We start from the raw sequence: 19,201 nt of genomic DNA, 5'->3' as shown, positions 1-19,201 counted from the left end.
GCGGACCCAGCGCTCATGGGCCTTGACCTGGGCTGCGAGGGGTCCCGGATGCGGACTCCTACCTCGCCGCCACCGGCTCCATGGCTTCCGTGGTGATAGCCGGTTCCGATCTGTCCCCGTCAGGCTCCCAGCCGTCGTCATCGTGGATCCAGCCGACCATGCCGGTGTCAATCCCGTAGGCGACGCAGTTTCCCTCCATGCATGCCATCCTTTTGCTCTCCCGCCCGGTTCCCCAAGTCAATTCTGAAGAATTGGCCTAAGGTGCAAAAAGGCCGCCCTGTCCCGTTCCGCAGGTCGATTTGGCATGGAGGCGTGATGGCCGGGGAGATTCCCATTCGAGAGATCGCGGGGCGGTGCCTGCGGGCGCTGGCGGCCAAGGGCGAGCCGACCTCGGTGGCGGCGATCGCGCGGCGGCTCGACCGCGACGACAGCCTGGTCCGGCGGATACTCAAGGGCGAGCGGCCGATCCATCCCGACTTCCTGCGCGACCTGGGGCTGTACGCGGGTGTGCCGGTGGCGGAGCTGTTCCACACCATGGGGTGGCTGCCGGAGAGCGAGCTGTCGGCGCACGAGCTGGCCGCGCTCGCCGACGAGATGGGGCGGGCGGTGGGCACGCTGGAGAAGGCGGAGCCGTACCTGGCGCAGCTCGCCCGGCCCGAGCCGGCCGCGCCGCTCATGGCGGCGCAGCTCCTGCTCGACGATCCGGCCGCGGCCGAGCGGTTCGAGGTCCGGCTGTCGCAGGTGGTCTCGGGTGAGCGGTACCGCGCGGCGACGACGACCGTGGCCGAGCTGGAGCCCCGGCCCGGCGTAGGCCCGCTGCCGGAGGCGGAGCTGGCGGACCTGGCCGCCGCCTCCGCGCTGCACTGGCCGCGGGGCCCGCGCGACGACTTCGCCCTGATACGCCTGGAGCTGCGCGCGAGGACCCGGCGCAGCCTGAACAACGGCCAGGAGTACACCTGGCAGGGCGCCGACGGCCGGACCTGGCGGCAGGCGGCCACGGACTGGCCGGCGCACCTGCTCGTCCAGTGCGCGATCAGCGGCCGCCAGTTCCCCCTCGGCACCGTGCCGTGGACCTGCTCCGAGCCCAGGACGATCGTGATGCTCGGCGGCAGGCACGGCACCGGCATGGCCGCCGCGCTGCTGGCCGAGGCGCTGGGCTGGCAGTTCGTGCTGGTCAGGAAGAACATCCTGGTGACCAGGTCGGGCCGGATCGGGGCGTTCCCCATCGACGCCGTACGCTCCCGTAACCGGAGCTGGATGGCCGTCGCCGAGTACATCGCCCGCCGCGACGCCGAGCGCGAGCCGTGGCCGGCGGTCGTCCTGGTACGCCCCGCGGCCTTCGTCGCCGACTCAGGCGAGCTGTCGGAGCCCGAGGTGCGCGCGCTGCTCGCCACCCCCGCCAGGATCGTCACGGCGCGGCCGCCGATGGCGTACCTGCGCTGGTGGGGCCGGCGGATCGAGGGCGACTACGCGCCCGGCCGGCACGACGGAGAGAGCCAGAGCCGGCGTATCGCCGGGCACTACGACGGGCTGTCCCGGTCGATGGCGCGGGCGCGGCGGCCCGACGGGCACGATCTCTTCCTGCGCGTCCCGCCGCCTCGGGGCGGTCTGCGCGCGCAGGTGCCGCACCTGCCCGGCGAGCTCTTCGACCAGACGGTACGGGTGGCGTGGGCGACCCTGTCGTGGCTGTCGGAGGTGACGCGCACGCCGATCAGACCGCGCACGGGCCGGCTGCGGGCCTGGCAGGCCGAGTTGCAGGCCGACCCGGACGCGGTGCTCCCCCGCCTCAGCGGACCGGAGTGAGCGAAAGGTCGTCGCCGTCCTCCTCGCCCCAGTCCGACTCCCCGCCGCCACCATCCGTCGGTCCCCGTGTGTGCCCGGTGCCCATGACGTCCCTCCCTGGCCGGCGTCGATGAGGCCAGTCGAGCGTGGCGCGGGGCGTAGGAGAAGGGTGTCCGGCATTGCTCGGACAAAGTCGGACGGACAGGTCGGACGCCCACCATGAACCACTTCGTCCGCCCGCGCGTACCTTCACACATCGGACACGTGGTCCATGGAGGTGTCGTGGAGCTCAGTCTCTTGCGGGCGCAGGCGCACAGCCCGTCGTACTTCTCACTTATGCGCAGCTCCTCAGGAGAGCGCGCCCCGGTGGACTTCTGCATACCTTGCAACCCATATTTTCCAACACCGGATATCTTCGAGCACCTGGGGAGGAACCTGGAAACGATTCTCAAGTTCTATCCGAGCGACGCCGGCACGATCACCGAGGAGCTCTGCTCCACGCTCGGGCTGCACCCGAAGACGGTCGCGATGGGCAACGGCTCCACGGAGCTGATCACCTGGATCGACCATCTGCTGGTGCGCGAGAGCCTGGCGGTGCCGATCCCCACCTTCGGCCGCTGGACCGACCAGCCGCTGGAGACGGGCAAGCGGGTGGACATGTATCCCCTGCTGGAGAGCCGCAACTTCTCGCTCGACGTCACCGACTTCGTGCAGTTCGTCCGCATGCGCGGCTCGCGGGTGGCGGTCATCTGCAACCCGAACAACCCCGATGGAGGCTATCTGCCCAAACACGAGGTCCTGCACCTGCTCGACGAGCTCATCGACCTGGACCTGGTGATCGTGGACGAGTCGTTCGGCGACTTCGTGGACGCCGAACCGTACCCGGGGATCGCCGCCGAGGCGGCGGTCCGTCCGAACGTGATCGTGCTGCGCAGCCTGGGCAAGAACTTCGGCCTGCACGGCATCCGCTTCGGCTACATGGTCGCCAACCCGGCGCTGGCCGGGCGCGTACGTGACGCGCTGCCCAAGTGGAACCTCAACTCCTTCGCCGAGGTCGTGGTGTTCATGATGCGGCAGTTCATGGGTGAGTACCAGGAGAGCCTCAGGCGGCTCGGCGCCGACAGGCGGGCGATGTTCCAGCAGCTCGGCACCATGCCGGGGCTGTCGGTGTTCGCCTCGCAGGGCAACTTCCTGCTGGTGAAGCTGCCGCCGGGGCACGACGGCGTGCCTCTGCGCGACCATCTGCTCACCGAGCACGGCGTGTACGTCCGTGAGTGCGGTAACAAGCTGGGCACCACCAGCCAGTTCCTGCGCCTGGTCGTACGCCCGCAGGACGACGTACGGCGGCTGCTGATCGGCATGACGCAGTTCCTGTACTCGGGCAGCCTGCACGAGATCCCCGTGATCGGTACGCACCACAGAGCCGTCAACCCGCTGTCGGCCTGAACACCGCTCCGGCCCGCCGGGTCCCACGCGCCCCACCGCGTCCCGGCGGGCCGGAGCCCGTTCAGCCGAACGGGTTGGCGGTCTCGCGCAGCCCCTTGCGCCACGGCAGGCGGGACTCCCGGTACCAGGTGATCTTGGACCAGGACTGCGGCGCGTGGGCGATCGTGTAGAGCTCGAAGTCGGTGTAGCCGGCCTTCTTGCCCATGAACTCGGTGCCCCTGCGCAGACCCATCGTGCGGCCGTACTTGCGCACGCGCTTGACCGAGGCCCGGGGGCTGTGGATGCCGGTCAGGTTGAACGAGATCTTGGCCGACGGGTGGTCCACGATGTGGCGGACGATCTCCTTGAACTCGCCGACGTACCACTCCCTCGGCAGGTTGAAGTAGGTGCGGGCGCCGACCGTGGCGGCGAACGCCTTGAGCTGCCCGTTCTTGCCCAGCCCGAAGGCGACGTGCACGGCCGGCAGGCAGGGGGCCAGGCCGAGGGGGTCGATCTGGCGGGTGGGGTTGGGGACGTACGCGTACGGGTCGGGGCCCGGGGCCAGGCCGAGCGGGTCCTGGCTGAGGTAGCGGCCCGCGACGGGGTCGTAGTAGCGGTGCACGTTGTAGTGCAGGCCGGTCTCGTCGTCGCGGTACTGGCCGGGGAAGCGCAGCGGGCAGGGTGACGGGCCGCCGTCGCCCCAGAGGGTGGTGCGCAGGCGGGCGGTGATCCGGCCGGCCGCGTCGATCAGCTCGGTCGGGGTGCCGATGGCGTCGGTGACGACCACGTGGAAGCGTGGCCCGCCGCCGTGGGCGCGCTCGGTCTGGGTGAGCGGCCGGAACGTGCCCGGCTCGTGGTCCCACGTGGTGACCCCGCCGTCGGTCACCTGCTCGGCCAGGACGTCGCCGTCCCAGACGAAGCGGATCTCCTCGGCCACGGTCGCGCCGTCGAGGCGCTGTTTGGCGACCCTGCGGCCGAGCGGGTCGTAGCGGTAGCGCCAGGTCCCGCCGCCGGGGGTGACGGCGGCCACGAGGCGGTCCTCGGCGTCCCACTCGTAGCGCCACTCCCGCGACCCTGACGTCCGCCGCGTGACCCGGCCCTGCGCGTCGTACTCGTAGCGGACACGACCGGCCAGGACGAGGGCGGGCCCCGCGTGGACCGATGCTTCGGTGACGGTGCCCGCGGGGTCGTAGACGTAGCGCTCCTCACGGTCCGCCGAGCACACCGAGGTGACGCGGTCGGCCGGGTCCAGGGTGTAGTGGCGCGGGCCGTCGTCCTGGTCGGTGACGGCGGTGAGCAGGCCGTCGGCACGGTATTGGTACGAGCGGTGCAGGACGCCCCACGCGGTCTGCGAGGCCGGAAGGTGATCGGGGGTCCACGACTGCGACAGCGCCCAGCCGCCGGCGTGCCGCTCGACCTCGCGCCCCGCCGCGTCGTACCGGAACCGGAGCGCCCCGCCGGCGGTGCGCAGCTCGGTGGCCCGGCCGCCCGCGTCGTAACTCCAGTCGCTGCGCGCCCCCGACGGCGTACGCCGCCGCACCCGCTGCCCGGCCAGGTCGTAGTCGCTGGTCAGCGTGCCCCCGTCGCACGTCTCGGCGAGGATGCGCCCCAGCGCGTCCCGTTCGAAGCGCAGCTCGGCGCCGGGCCCACGGGCGTGCACCAGCCGCCCCGCCGGGTCGTAGGCGAACGTGGTCACGTCCTCGCCGCGCTCCTCGACCAGGTTGTCGAGGACGTCGTAGGCGTACCGGACCGTCTGGCCCGCCGCGTTGACGCGCTCGACGAGCCGGTCGCCGTCGTCGTAGGCGTAGCGGTGGGCGCGGCCGTCGTAGTCGGTCTCGCGGACGAGCCGGCCGGCGGCGTCGTACTCGTACCGCCAGACCAGGCCCCGCGCGTCGGTGACGGTGAGCGGGCGCAGCTCGCGGTCATAGGTGTACGCGAGCCGCCCGCCATCGGGCCCCACTTCGGCGACGGGCACGTCGAACGGCCCGAACTCGGTGCGGATCGTGCCCCCGGCCGCGTCCACCGCCTCGACCGGGTTGCCCTCGCCGTCGTGGCGCCACCGCTCGGTCCCGCCGCCCGGCATGGTGCGCCACAGCAGCTCGCCGCCCGGCGCCCACCCGAGCCTGGTGACCCCTTCGGCCGGATCGGTCAGGGCGGTGACCCGGCCGGCGGCGTCGCGCTCGACCCGGATGGCCGCGCCCACCGGGCCGGTCACCGCCGACAGCAGCCCGGCCGCGTCCGTCTCCACCCGCGTGCGGCGGCCCAGCGCGTCGGTGGTCGCCGTGAGGTGCCCCAGGGCGTCGTAGGCGTGCCGGGTACGGCCGCCGCCCGGGTCGGTGACGGCGACGAGGTTGCCGCGTTCGTCGTACTCCTGCCGCCACACCGCCCCGTCGGCCTCGACGATCTCGACGGGCAGGTTGAGCGCGTCGTACCGGGCGGTCATCCGCAGCCCGTCGGGCCGGACGACCGTGGTCAGGTTGCCCGCCGGGTCGTAGCCGTAGCGGGTGGTGCGGCCGAGCGGGTCCGTCCGCGACAGCAGCCGGTCGTCGCGGTCCCACTCGCTCAGCGTGCGCCGGCCGAGCGGATCGACCTCGGCGACGACCTGGCGCAGCTCGTTGAAGTGGTACGTCGTCACGTGCCCCAGCGCGTCGGTGACCGTCGTGCTGTCGGCGGCGTAGGCGAGCGAGACGTCGAGGAACCCGCCGGACCCCTCGCCCCGGACGCCGCGCCCCAGCTCGTCGTAGGTGTAGCGGTAGTGGAACCCGTTGCGGTCGGTCCACCCGGCCAGCCGCCCGCCCTCGTCGTAGGCGAACCGCAGCGGCTCCCCGCGGGCGTCGCCCACCTCCCTGAGCCGCCCGGCGTCGTCGTGGTGGTAGGAGGCCACCACCTCACCGGCCACCCGCAGCACGGCCGCCCGCTCGCCTTCCAGCTCCACGGCCACCTGGCGGCCGCCGGGCAGCCGCACCTCCAGCAGCCCGCCGGAGCGGGCGATCTCGATCCGGTGGCCGTTCCTGTCGCTGACGGCGGCCAGTTCGGTGCCGGTGAAGTGCCTGATGACGCCCGTCAGCGGGTCGGTGATCGTGTACCCGCCGTCCACCTCCTCCAGGGGCAGGCGCGGCCCGGCGTCCGGATAGGTGAGCACCATCCCGTCCGCCGCCGCGAACCGCACGTGCCCGTCACCGATCGCGAGCCGCTCGTCCAGCGTCGAGGCCCACGCCGCGCCGAACAGCCGCCCGTTCCGGTACGACGACACATAGGTGCGCTCGAACGACAGCGGCAGCGCCCCGGCCACCTCCGCGTCGACCTGCCGGAGCAGCACCTCGCCCGTCGCCACGTCGATCGGGTCCCTGGTCAGCACGCGGGAGGCGTACGCCCGGTCCCGCCCGGCCCGCCGGGACGACCTGATCGGCCGGATGGCGGTGGCGCCCGCGCGGGCCCCCGCGCCCGGGCTGCGCAGGAACGCCGCCAGAGCCTTGAACAACCCCAGCGGCGCCGCCACCCGAACCCCCCGATCTCCGACCGCGCAAGATCATATGAGCGGGGCGGGGCGCCGGAAGGGGTGTGCGCCGAGATGTCATCTCAACTTAGGAGCTCGTTCACGGTGACGTTGGCGACCGCGTCGACGGCCCGCTGCCCGGCCTGCCGCACGAACGGCGCCATCGCCCCGCCCGTGGCCAGAGTCTCGGCCAGGGCCGCCGCGGTGAGGCCGTACTGGAAGAGGGTGATCCCCTTGTGGGCCAGCACGATCCCGGCCGACGTCTTCAGCCCCAGCCCGATGACCCGGCTGCCGGTGCCGGCGTCGGCCAGGTTGCGCGGTGGCCCCTCCGGATGGCCGAAGCTCTCGTCGAGGGCGGTGACGCCGTCGCCCAGGTTCGCGCCGGTGAACCCCCGCACATGCTCGGCCCCCGCGACCAGGTGCTCCCGCATCCTGACAGCGTGCCCGTCGTGCTCGTCACCCATCTGGACCAGGACGTCCTCGTCACCGTCGGAGAACAGCCGGCCGAGGAACAGCTCGATCGGCGCGAGGGCGGCGGGCAGCTCGAAACTCATTGGACGCTCCCGATCATGGCGGCCGTGTCCTGTTCGGCGAGACGGCCGTTGCCGGCCATGGCCCGCATGCCCGCCGGGTAGCCGCCGTAGGCGTCCAGGTTGTCGGTGTGGCAGGTGGCGTGCTCGTCCCTGGCGGCGCCGTAGCACAGGCCGATCGCCTGGCTGACGACGTTGTTCACGCCCCAGGGCGCGCCGTAGCCGGCCATCCGCTCCTGGAAGGCCCGTACCTCGGTGAGCGCGTCCTCGTACGCCGTCCCGAGGCCCTCCGCCGAGCGGCGCAGCCCCGCCCAGTCCACCCACGTCTCATCGGCCACCCGGCCGCCCCCTCACGCTCGCGGCCGGATCCCGGCCATCATCCCGGTCATCTCCTGGACGTACGCCTGCATCCGCAGCACGCCCAGCTCCCGCAGCTCCGCCACCCTGGCCATGATCTGCTCGGCGCCGGCCTCCTCGCGCCGCCGCAGCAGCCCGGCCGCCAGATCGTCCAGGGCGGCGTTGACCGCGCCCGCCACGCGCTCGCCCAACTCCCGCGAACCGCCGCCCATCGCCCGCGGCGTCACCCGCAACGACACCAGCCGCGGCCCGGGCGCGCAGACGGCGCTCACCGGTCCGCCGGACTCCCCGCGCAGATCCTCCACCGGCACGCCGCCGATCGTCTCCAGCACCTCGACGAGCGGGTCGAACAGCTCACCGAAGTCCAGGGTGGGCACGTCGCCCGGCACCTCGGCCTCCTCGCGCAGCCCGGCCGCGCTCGCCTGGATCGACGCTCGTACCCGCGCCATCCTGGCGTCCAGCTCGGCCCGCACCGCGCGCAACTCCCGGGCCAGCGCCAGCGGCTCGACCCGTGGCACGTCCTCGTCATCGGCGGGCCGGTCGCGCAGAGCCGCGTCGATCTCCCCCGCCACGACCTCGGCGACGGTCTCCGGCGGCTCACGCAGCAGCCGCGGATCGATCCCGACCGAGACCAGCCTTTCCCTCGCGAGAACGACACGCACGCCGCTCTCCCGGTGATTCCCACGCAACTCGACGCACTCCGACCGATGGTGCACTGACAGCGTCTGCCACGCTAGCCGCCGCCGGGAAGATCCACCGCGGCCGATGCCGATCGTTCGCCCGTATTTCACTGCTTGTTGCGATACGCCGGACCCTCCAGACCGATGTAAGCTGTCCCGGCTATCCCCTTACAGCATAAAAAGTCAGCCGATGATGGAAGGTTCCGTGCTCTCCAGCCAGCAGGCCAGCACCGTCCGACTCCGCGATCACTCCGCCGCGGACAGCCACGACCACATCCAGGTCCGTGGCGCCAGGGAGAACAATCTCAAGGGCGTCTCCCTGGACATCCCCAAGCGGCGGCTCACCGTCTTCACCGGAGTGTCCGGCTCCGGTAAGTCCTCACTCGTCTTCGACACGATCGCCGCGGAGTCGCGCCGGCTGATCGACGAGACGTACACGGCGTTCATCCAGGCGTTCATGCCGAGCCTGGCCCGCCCCGACGTGGACGCGCTGCACAACCTCAGCGCGGCGATCATCGTCGACCAGGAGCGGATGGGCGCCAACGCCCGCTCCACCGTGGGCACCGCCACGGACGCGCACACGATGCTGCGGATCATCTTCAGCCGGATCGGCTCGCCCAGCGTCGGCTCCGCCTCCGCCTTCAGCTTCAACCTGGCCGAGGGCATGTGCCCCGAGTGCGAAGGGCTGGGCAAGGCGTCCGAGATCGACGTGGACGAGCTGGTCGACAGGGAGCTGTCGCTGAACGAGGGCGCCATCAAGGTCCCCATGCACGCCGTGGACAGCTGGCCCTGGCAGATCGTGACCGGCTCGGGCCTGTTCGACAACGACGCCAAGCTCAAGGACTTCACCGAGCAGCAGTGGCAGGACCTGCTCCACAAGCCCGCCACCAAGCTCAAGTACGGCACCAGCAACTTCACCTACGAGGGCCTGATCCCCCGCATCAAGCGGGCCTACCTGGGCAAGGACCGCGACTCGATGCAGCCGGGGGCGCGGGCGTTCGCCGACCGGGCGGTCAAGCTCACCTCGTGCACCGCCTGCGGCGGCTCCCGGCTCAACGAGGCCGCCCGCTCGTCGCTGATCCAGGGCAGGAACATCGCCGAGTGCTCGGCCATGCAGATCAACGACCTGGCCGACTTCGTGCGCGGCATCGGCGACCGTACGGTGGGCCCGGTGCTCGACGGGCTGCGCTCGACGCTGGACTCGCTGGTCGAGATCGGCCTGGGCTATCTCAGCCTCGACCGGGAGTCGTCCACGCTGTCGGGCGGCGAGGCGCAGCGGGTGAAGATGGTGCGCCATCTCAACTCCAGCCTCACCGACGTCACGTACGTCTTCGACGAGCCCACGGCCGGGCTGCACCCGCATGACATCCAGCGGATGAACAACCTGCTGCTGCAGTTGTGCGACAAGGGCAACACGGTGCTCGTCGTCGAGCACAAGCCGGAGACGATCGCGATCGCCGACCACGTCGTGGACCTGGGGCCCGGCGCTGGAACGCACGGCGGCCGGCTGTGCTACGACGGCGACCTGGCCGGGCTGCGCGCCTCCGACACGCTGACGGGCCGCTACCTCGACCACCGGGTACGCCTGCGCGAGAACGTCCGCAAGCCCACCGGGCACCTGCCGATCAGGAACGCCACCCTGCACAACCTGCGCGACGTGAGCGTGGACATCCCGCTCGGCGTGCTGACCGTGGTGACGGGCGTGGCGGGGTCGGGCAAGAGCTCGCTGATCCACGGGCACGTCTCCGGCGGGGAGGGCGTGGTGGTGGCCGACCAGTCGCCGATCCGGGGCTCGCGCCGGAGCAACCCGGCCACCTACACCGGGGTGCTGGACCCGATCCGCGCGGCGTTCGCCAAGGCCAACGGGGTGAAGCCGGGGTTGTTCAGCGCGAACTCCGAGGGGGCGTGCCCGGCCTGCAAGGGCATCGGGCTCATCTACACCGACCTGGCCATGATGGCCGAGGTGGCCTCGGTGTGCGAGGAGTGCGAGGGCAAGCGGTTCACGCCGAAGGTGCTGACGTACACGCTGCGCGGCAAGAACATCAGCGAGGTGCTCGCGATGCCGGTGGCGGAGGCGCGCGACTTCTTCCCCACCGGCCAGGCGGGCACGATCCTCGACCGCCTCGTCGCCGTCGGCCTCGGCTACCTGGGGCTGGGGCAGCCGCTCACCACGCTGTCGGGCGGGGAGCGGCAGCGGCTCAAGCTCGCCATCAACATGGCCAAGAACGGCACCACGTACGTGCTGGACGAGCCCACCACGGGGCTGCACCTGGCGGACGTGGACAAGCTGCTGGCCCTGCTCGACCGGCTGGTCGAGGACGGCAACTCGGTCATCGTGATCGAGCACCACCAGGCCGTCATGGCTCACGCGGACTGGATCGTCGACATCGGCCCGGGCGCGGGCCACGACGGCGGCCAGGTCGTCTTCTCCGGCACCCCGTCCGACCTGGTGGCCACCGGCGACTCCCTCACCGCCATCCACCTGCGCGACTACGTCAACCGCCCCTGACACGAAGACGGCGCCGGGCCTTGGGAGGCCCGGCGCCCTCGGGCCCCGGCCCCGCCCGTCTCTCAAGGGACAAGGACCGAAATACGGGAGGACCCTAAACGGCCAGCCGGGCCAGCACGCGGGCGAAGTCCGGCGGTGGCGCCACCACCAGCCGGGTCTGCCCCGCCTGCGTGACGATGTCCGCCTTGATCAGCGTCAACCGCCCCTCATGCCACCAGTAGACCTGCGAGCTGAGCCCGGAGATCCGCTCAGCGTGCACCCGCAGCCGCTCGATGGCCCGCACCACCCCGATCCCGTCCACGGGATGCACCAGCAGCGTGTACGGATCCGGCAGCACCACCAGCACCCCGTCCGCCGGCACCGGAAGATGGCCGCCGAGCCACCGCAGATGCGTGGCCGCGCACGGCCGGGCGGCGGTCAGCCGGGTCACCGGCGTGCCGGACAGCTCGATCAGCTCGGCCCTCAGCCGCTCCTCCCGCCCGACGTTGGCCACGGCCAGGTCGAGGGCCCGCGCCGGGGGCATCGGCCAGCACCCGGCCTCCTCGGGCCGCACGGCGCGCGTGCCCACGGTGAGCAGTTCGACCAGGTCGGCGTTCAGGTGACGGCCGACGACGCGGGTCAGGTCGGGCACCTCGTCCACGGCCTCGACCCGGGTCCGCAGCAACGGCTTGGCCTGCCGCAGGTCGCACACGTCCAGCCACCGCCCGTTGGCGGACAGGGCGGCGGACTCGGCGGTGGAGACGGCGTGCCCGAGGTGCTCGGAGACGAGCATGGGCCAGTCTTCCCTGGCCCTGCGCCCCGCCTCCCGCCGCAGCCCGGTGAGCCGGACGACGATGTCGCGGTCGCCCCTGAGCTTCACCGAGGAGCCGTCACGAGCGAACTCGAAGGAGTATCCGAGAGATTCCGCGACGAGCGCGAGCAGCGAATCGAGATCGACATCCTCGATCGGCCGGCGCGAGGACCCCCGGTCACGTCTGAACAAACTCACGCGCCGTGTCCCTTTCTGTCGGATTCGTCCCTCCTACCTTGCCTGCTCCCTCTGCCGGATCGGACCAGCTAGGGAGCACGATTCGGTATCGATAGCCCCAAGCTCGCCGAACCACACACTCCACTGTGGCGACCCGTGTCCCACCGGAAGCCCGGCCACCACGGGCACCCCCAGAGGCCCCAGGCGTTCCTCCAGAACCGGGTACGGATCCCCGCACCCGACCCACGACCCGAGCGCGATCCCGCGTACACCGTCGAAAGCGCCCGCCTGCAGCAACTGGGAGAGCATCCGGTCGATCCGGTACGGCTCCTCCGCGATGTCCTCCAGGAACACGATCTTCCCATCGAACGACGGCTGCCACCGGGTTCCGCACATCGAGGCCAGCAGCGACAGGTTGCCCCCGGTCACCACGCCCTCGGCCCGCCCGGACGCCAGCACCCGGTCACCGGCGACCGGCAGGGGCGTGCCGAACAGCGCCGCCCGCAGGCTCTCCCAGGTCACCGGCTCCGGCCCCTGCTCGTCGCCGGAGAGGACGTCGCAGGCCGCCATCGGCCCGTGCAGCGTCGGCACGCCCAGCTCGATCGCGAACGCGTTGTGCAGCGCCGTGATGTCGCTCGACCCGAGGAGCACCTTGGGCCCGGCGGCCCGCATGGCGTCCCAGTCGAGCAGGCCCAGCAGCCGGCCGGCGCCGTAGCCGCCGCGGGAGCAGAACACCGCGGAGACGGCCGGGTCGCACCAGGCCGCCTGCAGGTCGGCGGCCCGTTCGGCGTCGGAGCCCGCCAGGAAGTCGAGCCGCTGCCGGCCGAGGACGTGCGATCCGGTCACCACCTTGAGCCCGAGGGCCTCGAGCCGCTGAATGCCGCGCTTGAGCAGGACGGCGTTGGGCGGCCCCGACGGCGAGACGATCGCGACGGTGTCAGCGGGCTGCATCGATCAACTCCTTGACGAGCGTGGGCAGTGCCTGGCCGATCGGCTCGTTGATGACCCGGTCGGCGAAGGGGTCGTAGGGCGTGGGCTCGGCGTTCACGATCACCAGCGAGGCGCCCGCGTCGAGCGCCTCACCGCAGAGCCCGGCGGCCGGGTGCACGGTCAGCGAGGTGCCCACCGCGACGAACACGCGGCACGACTGCGCGGCACGGCGCGCGGCGTCCAGCACCTCGGGCTTGAGCGACTGGCCGAACGAGATCGTGTTCGACTTCTGGATGCCGCCGCACCGCGGGCACGGCGGGTCGTCCTCGCCGGCGGCCACCCGGGCCAGCACCTCGTCCATGGGCGTGATCAGGTCGCAGGACAGGCATTCGGCGCGGTGCATCGTACCGTGCAGCTCGATGACCTTCCCGGGCGCGGAGCCGGCGCGCTGGTGCAGCTCGTCGATGTTCTGTGTGATGAGGGCGCGCAGCAGCCCGGCCCGTTCGAGATCGACCAGCGCGAGGTGCGCGGCGTTCGGGTGGGCGCTCCAGGCGGGGCTGTCGAGCCTGGCCCGCCACGCGCTCCGCCTGACGCCGGGGTCGGCCACATAACGGTCGATCGTCGCATTGGCCTCGGCCTGCGGATTCTTGGTCCAGACCCCCTGCGGGCCCCGGAAGTCGGGGATGCCCGAGTCGGTGGAGATGCCCGCTCCGGTGAGAACCGACACTGGCATTGGCTCGTTCACCTGGCAAACGGTGTCACACTTGTCCCTCGTATGCGACTTCCGCCCCACATCCTCGTGGTCAACGGCATCAAAGTCCGCCGGCCGGTCTTCCTGCTCGGAGCTCCGCATTCCGGCGCGGACCTGCTGGCCCGTGCCCTGAAACGCTCTCCGGGCTTCCATGTGACGATGGGCCGGGCGAGCGTGGCGCACGTGCTCTACGCCTTCGCCCGCAAGCCCTCGATCGCCCGTACGTCCGGCGCCGTGCGCGTCATGCGCGACGCCCTCGCCGAGTCCTGGCAGGTGCTGCCCCGTTCCTGCGGCGAGTGCGCCGAGCCGTGCCGCGAGGCGGGCGGCGTGACGGGCACCGGTCCCTGTGTGTCGGCCGCCGACGTCACCCGGTTCGGCGACGGCAGCCCCGACCTGATCTACAGCGCGCCGGTGCTGCTCCAGGCGTTCCCCGACGCCCGGTTCGTGCAGCTCATCCGCGACGGCAGGGACGTGGTGTCCGACATGCTGGCCGACCCGGCGTGCCTGGCCTGGTTCAAGCCGGCGATGCTGACCGACCAGACCGAGTTCCCCAACGCGTTCCTCGGCGTCAACAAGGACGAGCACCTCGAACGCTGGAAGACCATGCCGGCGGCGGGCAAGAGCGCGCTGCGCTGGCGCAGCGCCGTCCGCCTGAGCGCCGAGCTGCGCCGGACGCTGCCCGAGGGCCGGCTCCTGACGCTGCGCTACGAGGACCTGGTCGGCAAGCCGCCGCAGTCGGCCGCCGCGCTGACGGAGTTCTTGGAGACGCGGGTGTCGAAGGCCGTGCTCTACGCCGACGCCGTGCCCAAGGTCGGCGCCTGGCGCACCCGGCTCCGCCGCGACGACCTCGACCTGGTGCGCAAGGTCGCCAGGGAGGAGCTCACCCGGCTGGGCTACCAGAAGAGCTGAACTGGGTGCGGTAGAGCTCGGCGTAGAGCCCGCCGCGCGCCAGCAGCTCCTCGTGGCCGCCCCGCTCGGCGATGCGCCCGTCGTGGATGACGAGGATCTCGTCGGCCTCCCTGATGGTCGACAGCCGGTGCGCGATCACCAGCGAGGTGCGCCCCTCCAGCGCGGTCTTCAGCGCCACCTGCACGGCCGCCTCGGACTCGGAGTCGAGATGGGCGGTGGCCTCGTCGAGCACGACCACGCGCGGCGCCTTCAGCAGCAGCCTGGCCAGCGCCAGCCGCTGTTTCTCGCCGCCGGAGAGCCGGTAGCCGCGGTCGCCCACGACGGTTTCGAGGCCGTCGGGCAGGCTCTCGACCATCTCACCGATCTGCGCGGCCCTGAGAGCCTCCCAGATCTCCTCGTCGGACGCCTCAGGCCTGGCATATCGGAGGTTGGCCGCGATCGTGTCGTGGTAGAGATGGGCGTCCTGCATGACCACTCCCACGGTGTCGCGCAGGGAGGCGAGGGTGGCGTCGCGCACGTCGAGCCCGTTGACGCGGACCGCGCCCTCGTTGACGTCGTAGAGGCGCGACACCAGGGAGGTCATCGTGGTCTTGCCCGCGCCGCTGTGGCCGACGAGCGCGATGAGCTGACCGGGGGCGGCCGTGAAGGACACGCCCTTGAGCACCGGGTGCGACGGCCCGGTGTCCTGCCTGGCCACCGACTCCAGCGAGGCCAGCGAGACCTCGTCAGCGGCCGGGTAGCGGAAGCGCACGTCATCGAACTCGATCGTGACCGGCCCATCGGGCACCGGCACGGCGCCGGGCCGCTCGGCGACCATGGGCTGGAGGTCGAGGATCTCGAAGACGCGGTCGAAGCTCACGAGGGCGGTCATCACGTCGACGTGCACGTTGGACAGCGACGTGAGCGGCCCGTAGAGGCGCATCAGGAGGGCGGCCAGGGCCACCAGGGTGCCCAGCTCGAAGACGCCGGACACCGACAGGACGCCGCCGATGCCGTAGACGAGGGCGGTGGCCAGCGCCGCGACCAGCCCGAGCGCGACGCGGAACACGGTGCCGTACATGCCGACGGTCACGCCCACGTCGCGCACCCTGGCCGCCCGCGAGCCGAAGACCTGGGCGTCGTCCTCGGGCCGGCCGTAGAGCTTGGCCACCATCGCCCCGGCCACGTTGAACCGCTCGGTGGTGACGGAGCTCATCTCGGCGTCGAGCTGCATCTGCTCCCGGGTCAGCGCCGACATGCGGCGGCCCACGAACTTGGCGGGCACGATGAAGATCGGCAGCAGCACCAGGGCGACCAGCGTCACCTGCCACGACAGCACCAGCATCGCGCCCAGCACCAGGACCAGGCTGACCACGTTGGCGACGACGGACGACAGGGTGCTGGTCAGGGCCCGCTGGGCGCCGATCACGTCGGTGTTGAGCCGGCTGACCAGCGCGCCGGTCTGGGCGCGCATGAAGAACGCCACCGGCATGCGCTGCACGTGGTCGAACACCTCGGTGCGCAGGTCGTAGATCAGGCCCTCGCCGATGCGCGAGGAGAACCACCGCTGCACCAGCGTCAGTAACGCGTCGACCAGCGCCAGCGCGGCGATCGCCACGGCAAGGCCGACGACGACGCCGGCCCGCTTGGGCAGGATGCCGTCGTCGATGATCGCCTTCATCAGCAGCGGGTTGGCGATCACGATCATCGCGCCGGCCACGACGAGCACCAGGAACGCCGAGATCTGCCTGGTGTAGGGCCGCGCGTAGCCCGCGATGCGCCGCACCGTGCCGGGCCGCAGCCGCTGCTTGGTCACCGAGCCGTCGCGCCGCAGCGACGTCATCATCTGGGGGCCGAAGCCCCCGCCCATCATCGCCATCCCGGGATACCTCCTCCTGCCCCGGGGACAGCGTCGTCGGAGCCCGCGATGATTCCCGGCTCAGCTCACCGCGAAATCACCGGATGCCGTGGATCTGGTCGTGGATCTAACCGAAGAGAGCCTTGATGCGCGCGGCCTGTTCGATTCCCTCGGCCACACTCTGCTCCTCCAGGGTGCGTGCCTGCGCCCCCTGGAGGAGTCGCTTGGTCGCGGCCGCCGCGTCCCTGTTCGTGGACAGCAACTGCCCGATCTTGTCTTGTACGGCCCGTTCCAGGTCGCCCCCGGCGACCACCGATTCCGCGAGGCCGATCCGCATGGCCTCGTCGGCGTGCACGGTCCTGGCGGTCAGGCAGATGTCGATCGCCTTGGCCAGGCCGACCAGCTCGACCAGGGGCTTGGTCCCCGTCAGATCGGGCACCAGGCCCAGTGCGGGCTCTTTCATGCAGAACTTGACATCGTCGGCCACGATCCGCAGATCGCAGGAGAGCGCGAGCTGGAACCCCGCCCCGATCGCGTGCCCCTGCACCGCGGCGATGGAGACGATCTCCGGGCGGCGCAGCCACAGGAATCCCGCTTGAGCCTGTCTGATGCGCTGCTCGAAGTCGGCGTCCTCACTCTTGGCCGCCGCACTGAACGAGCCCTGTCCGGGCACCCCCTCAGCTGTGAACATTCGCAGGTCGATCCCTGCCGAGAAGGACGGTCCCTCACCTTTCACGACGACGACGCGCACCCGTTCCGGTAGGTTCTCACCGATCCGGGCCAATGCCGACCAGGTCGCGAACGTCTGTGCGTTGCGTTTTTCCGGCCGGTCGAGCGTGACCGTCGCTACTTCACCGTCCACCTCGAAACGAAGGCCGATCTCCGCCAGTCTCTCGGCTGAGACGTCCTCCGTGTACCCCCCGCGCTGTCGCGCCTGCGCTTCCGCCATCGCCCGCTCCTTCGTCCGGCGTGCTGACCGTCGCGCCCGAGCCTACAGAACATCGTTCTGGCTCGGGCGCGACGGCGGCTGACTAGGGACGGGCGGCTGCGGTCGCACGTTCCGAGGCGGCCGTCAGCGCTTGGACTTGCCTCGGGTCGCCCCGCCGCGCCCGCGCAGAGTCACACCGGACTCGCTGAGGATGCGGTGGATGAACCCGTAAGACCGACCGGTGGAAGCGGCCAGCGCGCGAATGCTTTCGCCCGCGGCGTAGCGCTTCTTGAGATCGCCGGCCAGTTTTTCCCGGTCGGCCCCGGTGACCCGGGTGCCCTTCTTCAGTGTCTCGGCCACGAGTACCTCCTGTAGTGCCGGACTTCCGCAGCGTTACTCCGCCATGATCAGTCATTTCAGCGGGATCGGCTACCTACTCCACGGGAAAAGATCCGTACCCACTCAAATTAAGATCAGGCAAGTGCCACAAGATCGGAAAATTCGTCGCTCCACGCGTCTTCAGTTCCGTCCGGTAGCAAGATCACCCTATCCGGTGACAGGGCGTCAACGGCACCCTCGTCATGTGTGACTAGGACGATTGCTCCTGAATACGACCTCAGAGCGTTGAGAACCTGCTCGCGGCTGACCGGATCGAGGTTGTTCGTGGGCTCGTCGAGGAGCAGGACGTTGGCGCTCGAAAGAACGAGGATCGCCAGCGCCAGACGGGTCTTCTCGCCGCCGGAGAGCACTCCCGCGGGCTTGTCGACGTCGTCGCCGGTGAACAGGAAAGACCCCAGGACCTTGCGCAACTCGGTGTCGGTGAACTCGCCGCCGGCCGAGCGCATGTTCTCCAGGAGCGTACGGCCGCTGTCAAGGGTCTCGTGTTCCTGGGCGTAGTAACCGATCTTGAGGCCGTGGCCCGGCCGGATCGCGCCCGTGTCGGGCTCCTCGACCCCGCCCAGCAGGCGCAGCAGCGTGGTCTTGCCGGCGCCGTTGAGCCCGAGGATCACGACCCTATGACCTCGGTCGATGGCCACGTCGACGTCGGTGAAGACCTCCAGCGAACCGTACGACTTCGACAGCCCCTCACCCGTGAGCGGGGTGCGCCCGCACGGCTGCGGCTCGGGAAAGCGCAGTCGCGCCACTTTGTCGCTTTTGCGCTCTTCCTCGGTGCCCGACAGCAACCGGTGCGCACGCCGCATCATGTCCTGCGCGGCCTTGGCCTTCGTGGCCTTGGCCCGCATCTTGTCGGCCTGCGCCAGCAGCGCACCGGCCTGTTTCTCGGCGTTGGCGCGCTCGCGCTTCCTGCGCTTCTCGTCGGTCTCGCGCTGGGCGAGGTAGGCGTTCCAGCCCACGTTGTAGTGATCGATCACCGACCGGTTGGCGTCCAGGTGCAGGACCTTGTTGACCGTCGCTTCAAGAAGGGCGACGTCGTGGCTGATGATCACCAAGCCACCTTGATGAGAGCGCAAAAAATCGCGAAGCCACGCGATTGAGTCCGCATCTAGGTGGTTTGTCGGCTCGTCTAGAAGGAGAGTTTCCGCTCCGCTGAAAAGAATTCGCGCCAATTCCACACGTCTCCGCTGACCCCCGGAAAGCGTTTGCAAGGGCTGTCCGAGCACGCGGTCGGGCAGACCGAGACTGGAGGCGATGGAGGCGGCCTCGGACTCCGCCGCATAGCCCCCGAGGACGTGCATCTGATCTTCGAGCCGCCCGTAGCGCTTGACGGCCTTCTCCCGGGTGCGCTCGTCGGCGGAGGACATGCCGAGCTCCGCCTCGCGCAGCTTGCGGATCACCTCGTCGAGCCCGCGCGCGGACAGGATGCGGTCGCGCGCCAGCACCTGAAGGTCGCCGGTGCGCGGGTCCTGGGGCAGGTAGCCGACGGCGCCCGTGGTGGTGACGGTGCCGGTCGCGGGCAGCCCCTCGCCCGCCAGCACCTTGGTGAGGGTGGTCTTGCCCGCGCCGTTGCGGCCGACCAGCCCGATCTTGTCGCCGGGATTGACCCGGAAAGAGGCTTTCTCGATGAGCAGGCGCGCGCCCGCGCGCAGCTCGATATCACTGGCGATGATCATATTGGCGGAGCACTCCCGAGCTAGGAAA

The 19,201-nt window shown here is 71.0% G+C and carries 15 protein-coding genes; 4 read left to right on the top strand and 11 right to left on the bottom strand.

The window, feature by feature from the left end; all coding sequences use genetic code 11:
- Window positions 1-315: 315 nt before the first annotated feature.
- Together C4V41_RS43160 and C4V41_RS43155 are read left to right on the top strand one after the other, a co-directional pair.
- Window positions 316-1,803: a hypothetical protein gene (locus C4V41_RS43160; protein ID WP_103961826.1), complete on the top strand. Its 1,488-nt coding sequence runs from the start codon at window positions 316-318 to the stop codon at window positions 1,801-1,803.
- A 261-nt stretch (window positions 1,804-2,064) separates the two neighbouring features.
- Window positions 2,065-3,228 (top strand): pyridoxal phosphate-dependent aminotransferase, encoded by a 1,164-nt coding sequence (locus C4V41_RS43155; RefSeq protein ID WP_200824609.1) that lies wholly within the window; start codon window positions 2,065-2,067, stop codon window positions 3,226-3,228.
- Between the two features lie 61 nt (window positions 3,229-3,289).
- Here C4V41_RS43155 and C4V41_RS43150 read toward each other — a convergent pair whose 3' ends face one another.
- The 4 genes from C4V41_RS43150 to C4V41_RS43135 form a co-directional block, all read right to left on the bottom strand.
- Entirely contained in the window at window positions 3,290-6,706 is a 3,417-nt protein-coding gene (locus tag C4V41_RS43150; protein ID WP_103961824.1) for an RHS repeat-associated core domain-containing protein, read from the bottom strand.
- An 80-nt stretch (window positions 6,707-6,786) separates the two neighbouring features.
- Entirely contained in the window at window positions 6,787-7,257 is a 471-nt protein-coding gene (locus C4V41_RS43145) for a hypothetical protein (RefSeq protein WP_103961823.1), read from the bottom strand.
- Window positions 7,254-7,571: a hypothetical protein gene (locus C4V41_RS43140; protein WP_103961822.1), complete on the bottom strand. Its 318-nt coding sequence runs from the start codon at window positions 7,569-7,571 to the stop codon at window positions 7,254-7,256. The genes C4V41_RS43145 and C4V41_RS43140 overlap by 4 nt, the downstream gene beginning before the upstream one ends.
- A gap of 12 nt (window positions 7,572-7,583) precedes the next feature.
- Window positions 7,584-8,252 carry a hypothetical protein gene (locus C4V41_RS43135; protein WP_103961821.1) on the bottom strand — a complete coding sequence of 223 codons (669 nt, stop codon included), beginning with the start codon at window positions 8,250-8,252 and terminating at the stop codon, window positions 7,584-7,586.
- A gap of 211 nt (window positions 8,253-8,463) precedes the next feature.
- On the opposite strand from C4V41_RS43135, the gene C4V41_RS43130 reads away from it, so the two are divergent.
- On the top strand, window positions 8,464-10,779 hold the full coding sequence (locus tag C4V41_RS43130; RefSeq protein WP_103961941.1) for an ATP-binding cassette domain-containing protein: 2,316 nt from the start codon (window positions 8,464-8,466) through the stop codon (window positions 10,777-10,779).
- Between the two features lie 94 nt (window positions 10,780-10,873).
- Here the strand turns inward: C4V41_RS43130 and C4V41_RS43125 are convergent, their stop codons facing one another.
- The 3 genes from C4V41_RS43125 to C4V41_RS43115 are packed head-to-tail and all read right to left on the bottom strand — an operon-like array spanning window position 10,874 to window position 13,409.
- Complete coding sequence (locus tag C4V41_RS43125; RefSeq protein WP_103961820.1) at window positions 10,874-11,767, bottom strand: hypothetical protein; 894 nt, start codon at window positions 11,765-11,767, stop codon at window positions 10,874-10,876.
- Window positions 11,768-11,800: 33 nt separating this feature from the next.
- Window positions 11,801-12,697: a S66 peptidase family protein gene (locus C4V41_RS43120; protein ID WP_103961819.1), complete on the bottom strand. Its 897-nt coding sequence runs from the start codon at window positions 12,695-12,697 to the stop codon at window positions 11,801-11,803.
- Entirely contained in the window at window positions 12,684-13,409 is a 726-nt protein-coding gene (locus tag C4V41_RS43115) for an SIR2 family NAD-dependent protein deacylase (RefSeq protein WP_103961818.1), read from the bottom strand. Before C4V41_RS43115 ends, C4V41_RS43120 begins: the two co-directional genes overlap by 14 nt.
- Window positions 13,410-13,451: 42 nt before the next feature.
- On the opposite strand from C4V41_RS43115, the gene C4V41_RS43110 reads away from it, so the two are divergent.
- Window positions 13,452-14,336 (top strand): sulfotransferase family protein, encoded by an 885-nt coding sequence (locus C4V41_RS43110; RefSeq protein WP_103961817.1) that lies wholly within the window; start codon window positions 13,452-13,454, stop codon window positions 14,334-14,336.
- On the opposite strand, the gene C4V41_RS43105 is transcribed toward C4V41_RS43110, so the two are convergent.
- The 4 genes from C4V41_RS43105 to abc-f form a co-directional block, all read right to left on the bottom strand.
- Window positions 14,308-16,194: an ABC transporter ATP-binding protein gene (locus C4V41_RS43105; RefSeq protein ID WP_103961816.1), complete on the bottom strand. Its 1,887-nt coding sequence runs from the start codon at window positions 16,192-16,194 to the stop codon at window positions 14,308-14,310. The two genes, C4V41_RS43110 and C4V41_RS43105, sit on opposite strands and share 29 nt — an antisense overlap.
- A 106-nt stretch (window positions 16,195-16,300) precedes the next feature.
- On the bottom strand, window positions 16,301-17,122 hold the full coding sequence (locus C4V41_RS43100; RefSeq protein ID WP_103961815.1) for an enoyl-CoA hydratase/isomerase family protein: 822 nt from the start codon (window positions 17,120-17,122) through the stop codon (window positions 16,301-16,303).
- A 123-nt stretch (window positions 17,123-17,245) separates the two neighbouring features.
- Entirely contained in the window at window positions 17,246-17,461 is a 216-nt protein-coding gene (locus C4V41_RS43095) for a helix-turn-helix domain-containing protein (RefSeq protein ID WP_020547488.1), read from the bottom strand.
- Between the two features lie 113 nt (window positions 17,462-17,574).
- Window positions 17,575-19,173, bottom strand: a complete 1,599-nt coding sequence (gene abc-f, locus C4V41_RS43090) for a ribosomal protection-like ABC-F family protein (protein WP_103961814.1) — start codon at window positions 19,171-19,173, stop codon at window positions 17,575-17,577.
- Window positions 19,174-19,201: the final 28 nt, after the last annotated feature.

Origin of the sequence: Nonomuraea solani (assembly GCF_900108335.1) — a bacterium.
In the GTDB taxonomy this organism is placed as follows: domain Bacteria; phylum Actinomycetota; class Actinomycetes; order Streptosporangiales; family Streptosporangiaceae; genus Nonomuraea; species Nonomuraea solani.
Note: the sequence above shows the minus strand (reverse complement) of the source record. Positions and strands in the feature narration are given on the sequence as shown.

Coding starts and splice junctions, on each gene's coding strand:
- C4V41_RS43160 (WP_103961826.1), top strand. CDS start 316: ATGGCCGGGGAGATTCCCATTCGAGAGATCGCGGGGCGGTGCCTGCGG.
- C4V41_RS43120 (WP_103961819.1), bottom strand. CDS start 12,697: ATGCAGCCCGCTGACACCGTCGCGATCGTCTCGCCGTCGGGGCCGCCC.
- C4V41_RS43145 (WP_103961823.1), bottom strand. CDS start 7,257: ATGAGTTTCGAGCTGCCCGCCGCCCTCGCGCCGATCGAGCTGTTCCTC.
- C4V41_RS43105 (WP_103961816.1), bottom strand. CDS start 16,194: ATGGCGATGATGGGCGGGGGCTTCGGCCCCCAGATGATGACGTCGCTG.
- C4V41_RS43130 (WP_103961941.1), top strand. CDS start 8,464: ATGGAAGGTTCCGTGCTCTCCAGCCAGCAGGCCAGCACCGTCCGACTC.
- C4V41_RS43100 (WP_103961815.1), bottom strand. CDS start 17,122: ATGGCGGAAGCGCAGGCGCGACAGCGCGGGGGGTACACGGAGGACGTC.
- C4V41_RS43115 (WP_103961818.1), bottom strand. CDS start 13,409: ATGCCAGTGTCGGTTCTCACCGGAGCGGGCATCTCCACCGACTCGGGC.
- abc-f (WP_103961814.1), bottom strand. CDS start 19,173: ATGATCATCGCCAGTGATATCGAGCTGCGCGCGGGCGCGCGCCTGCTC.
- C4V41_RS43110 (WP_103961817.1), top strand. CDS start 13,452: ATGCGACTTCCGCCCCACATCCTCGTGGTCAACGGCATCAAAGTCCGC.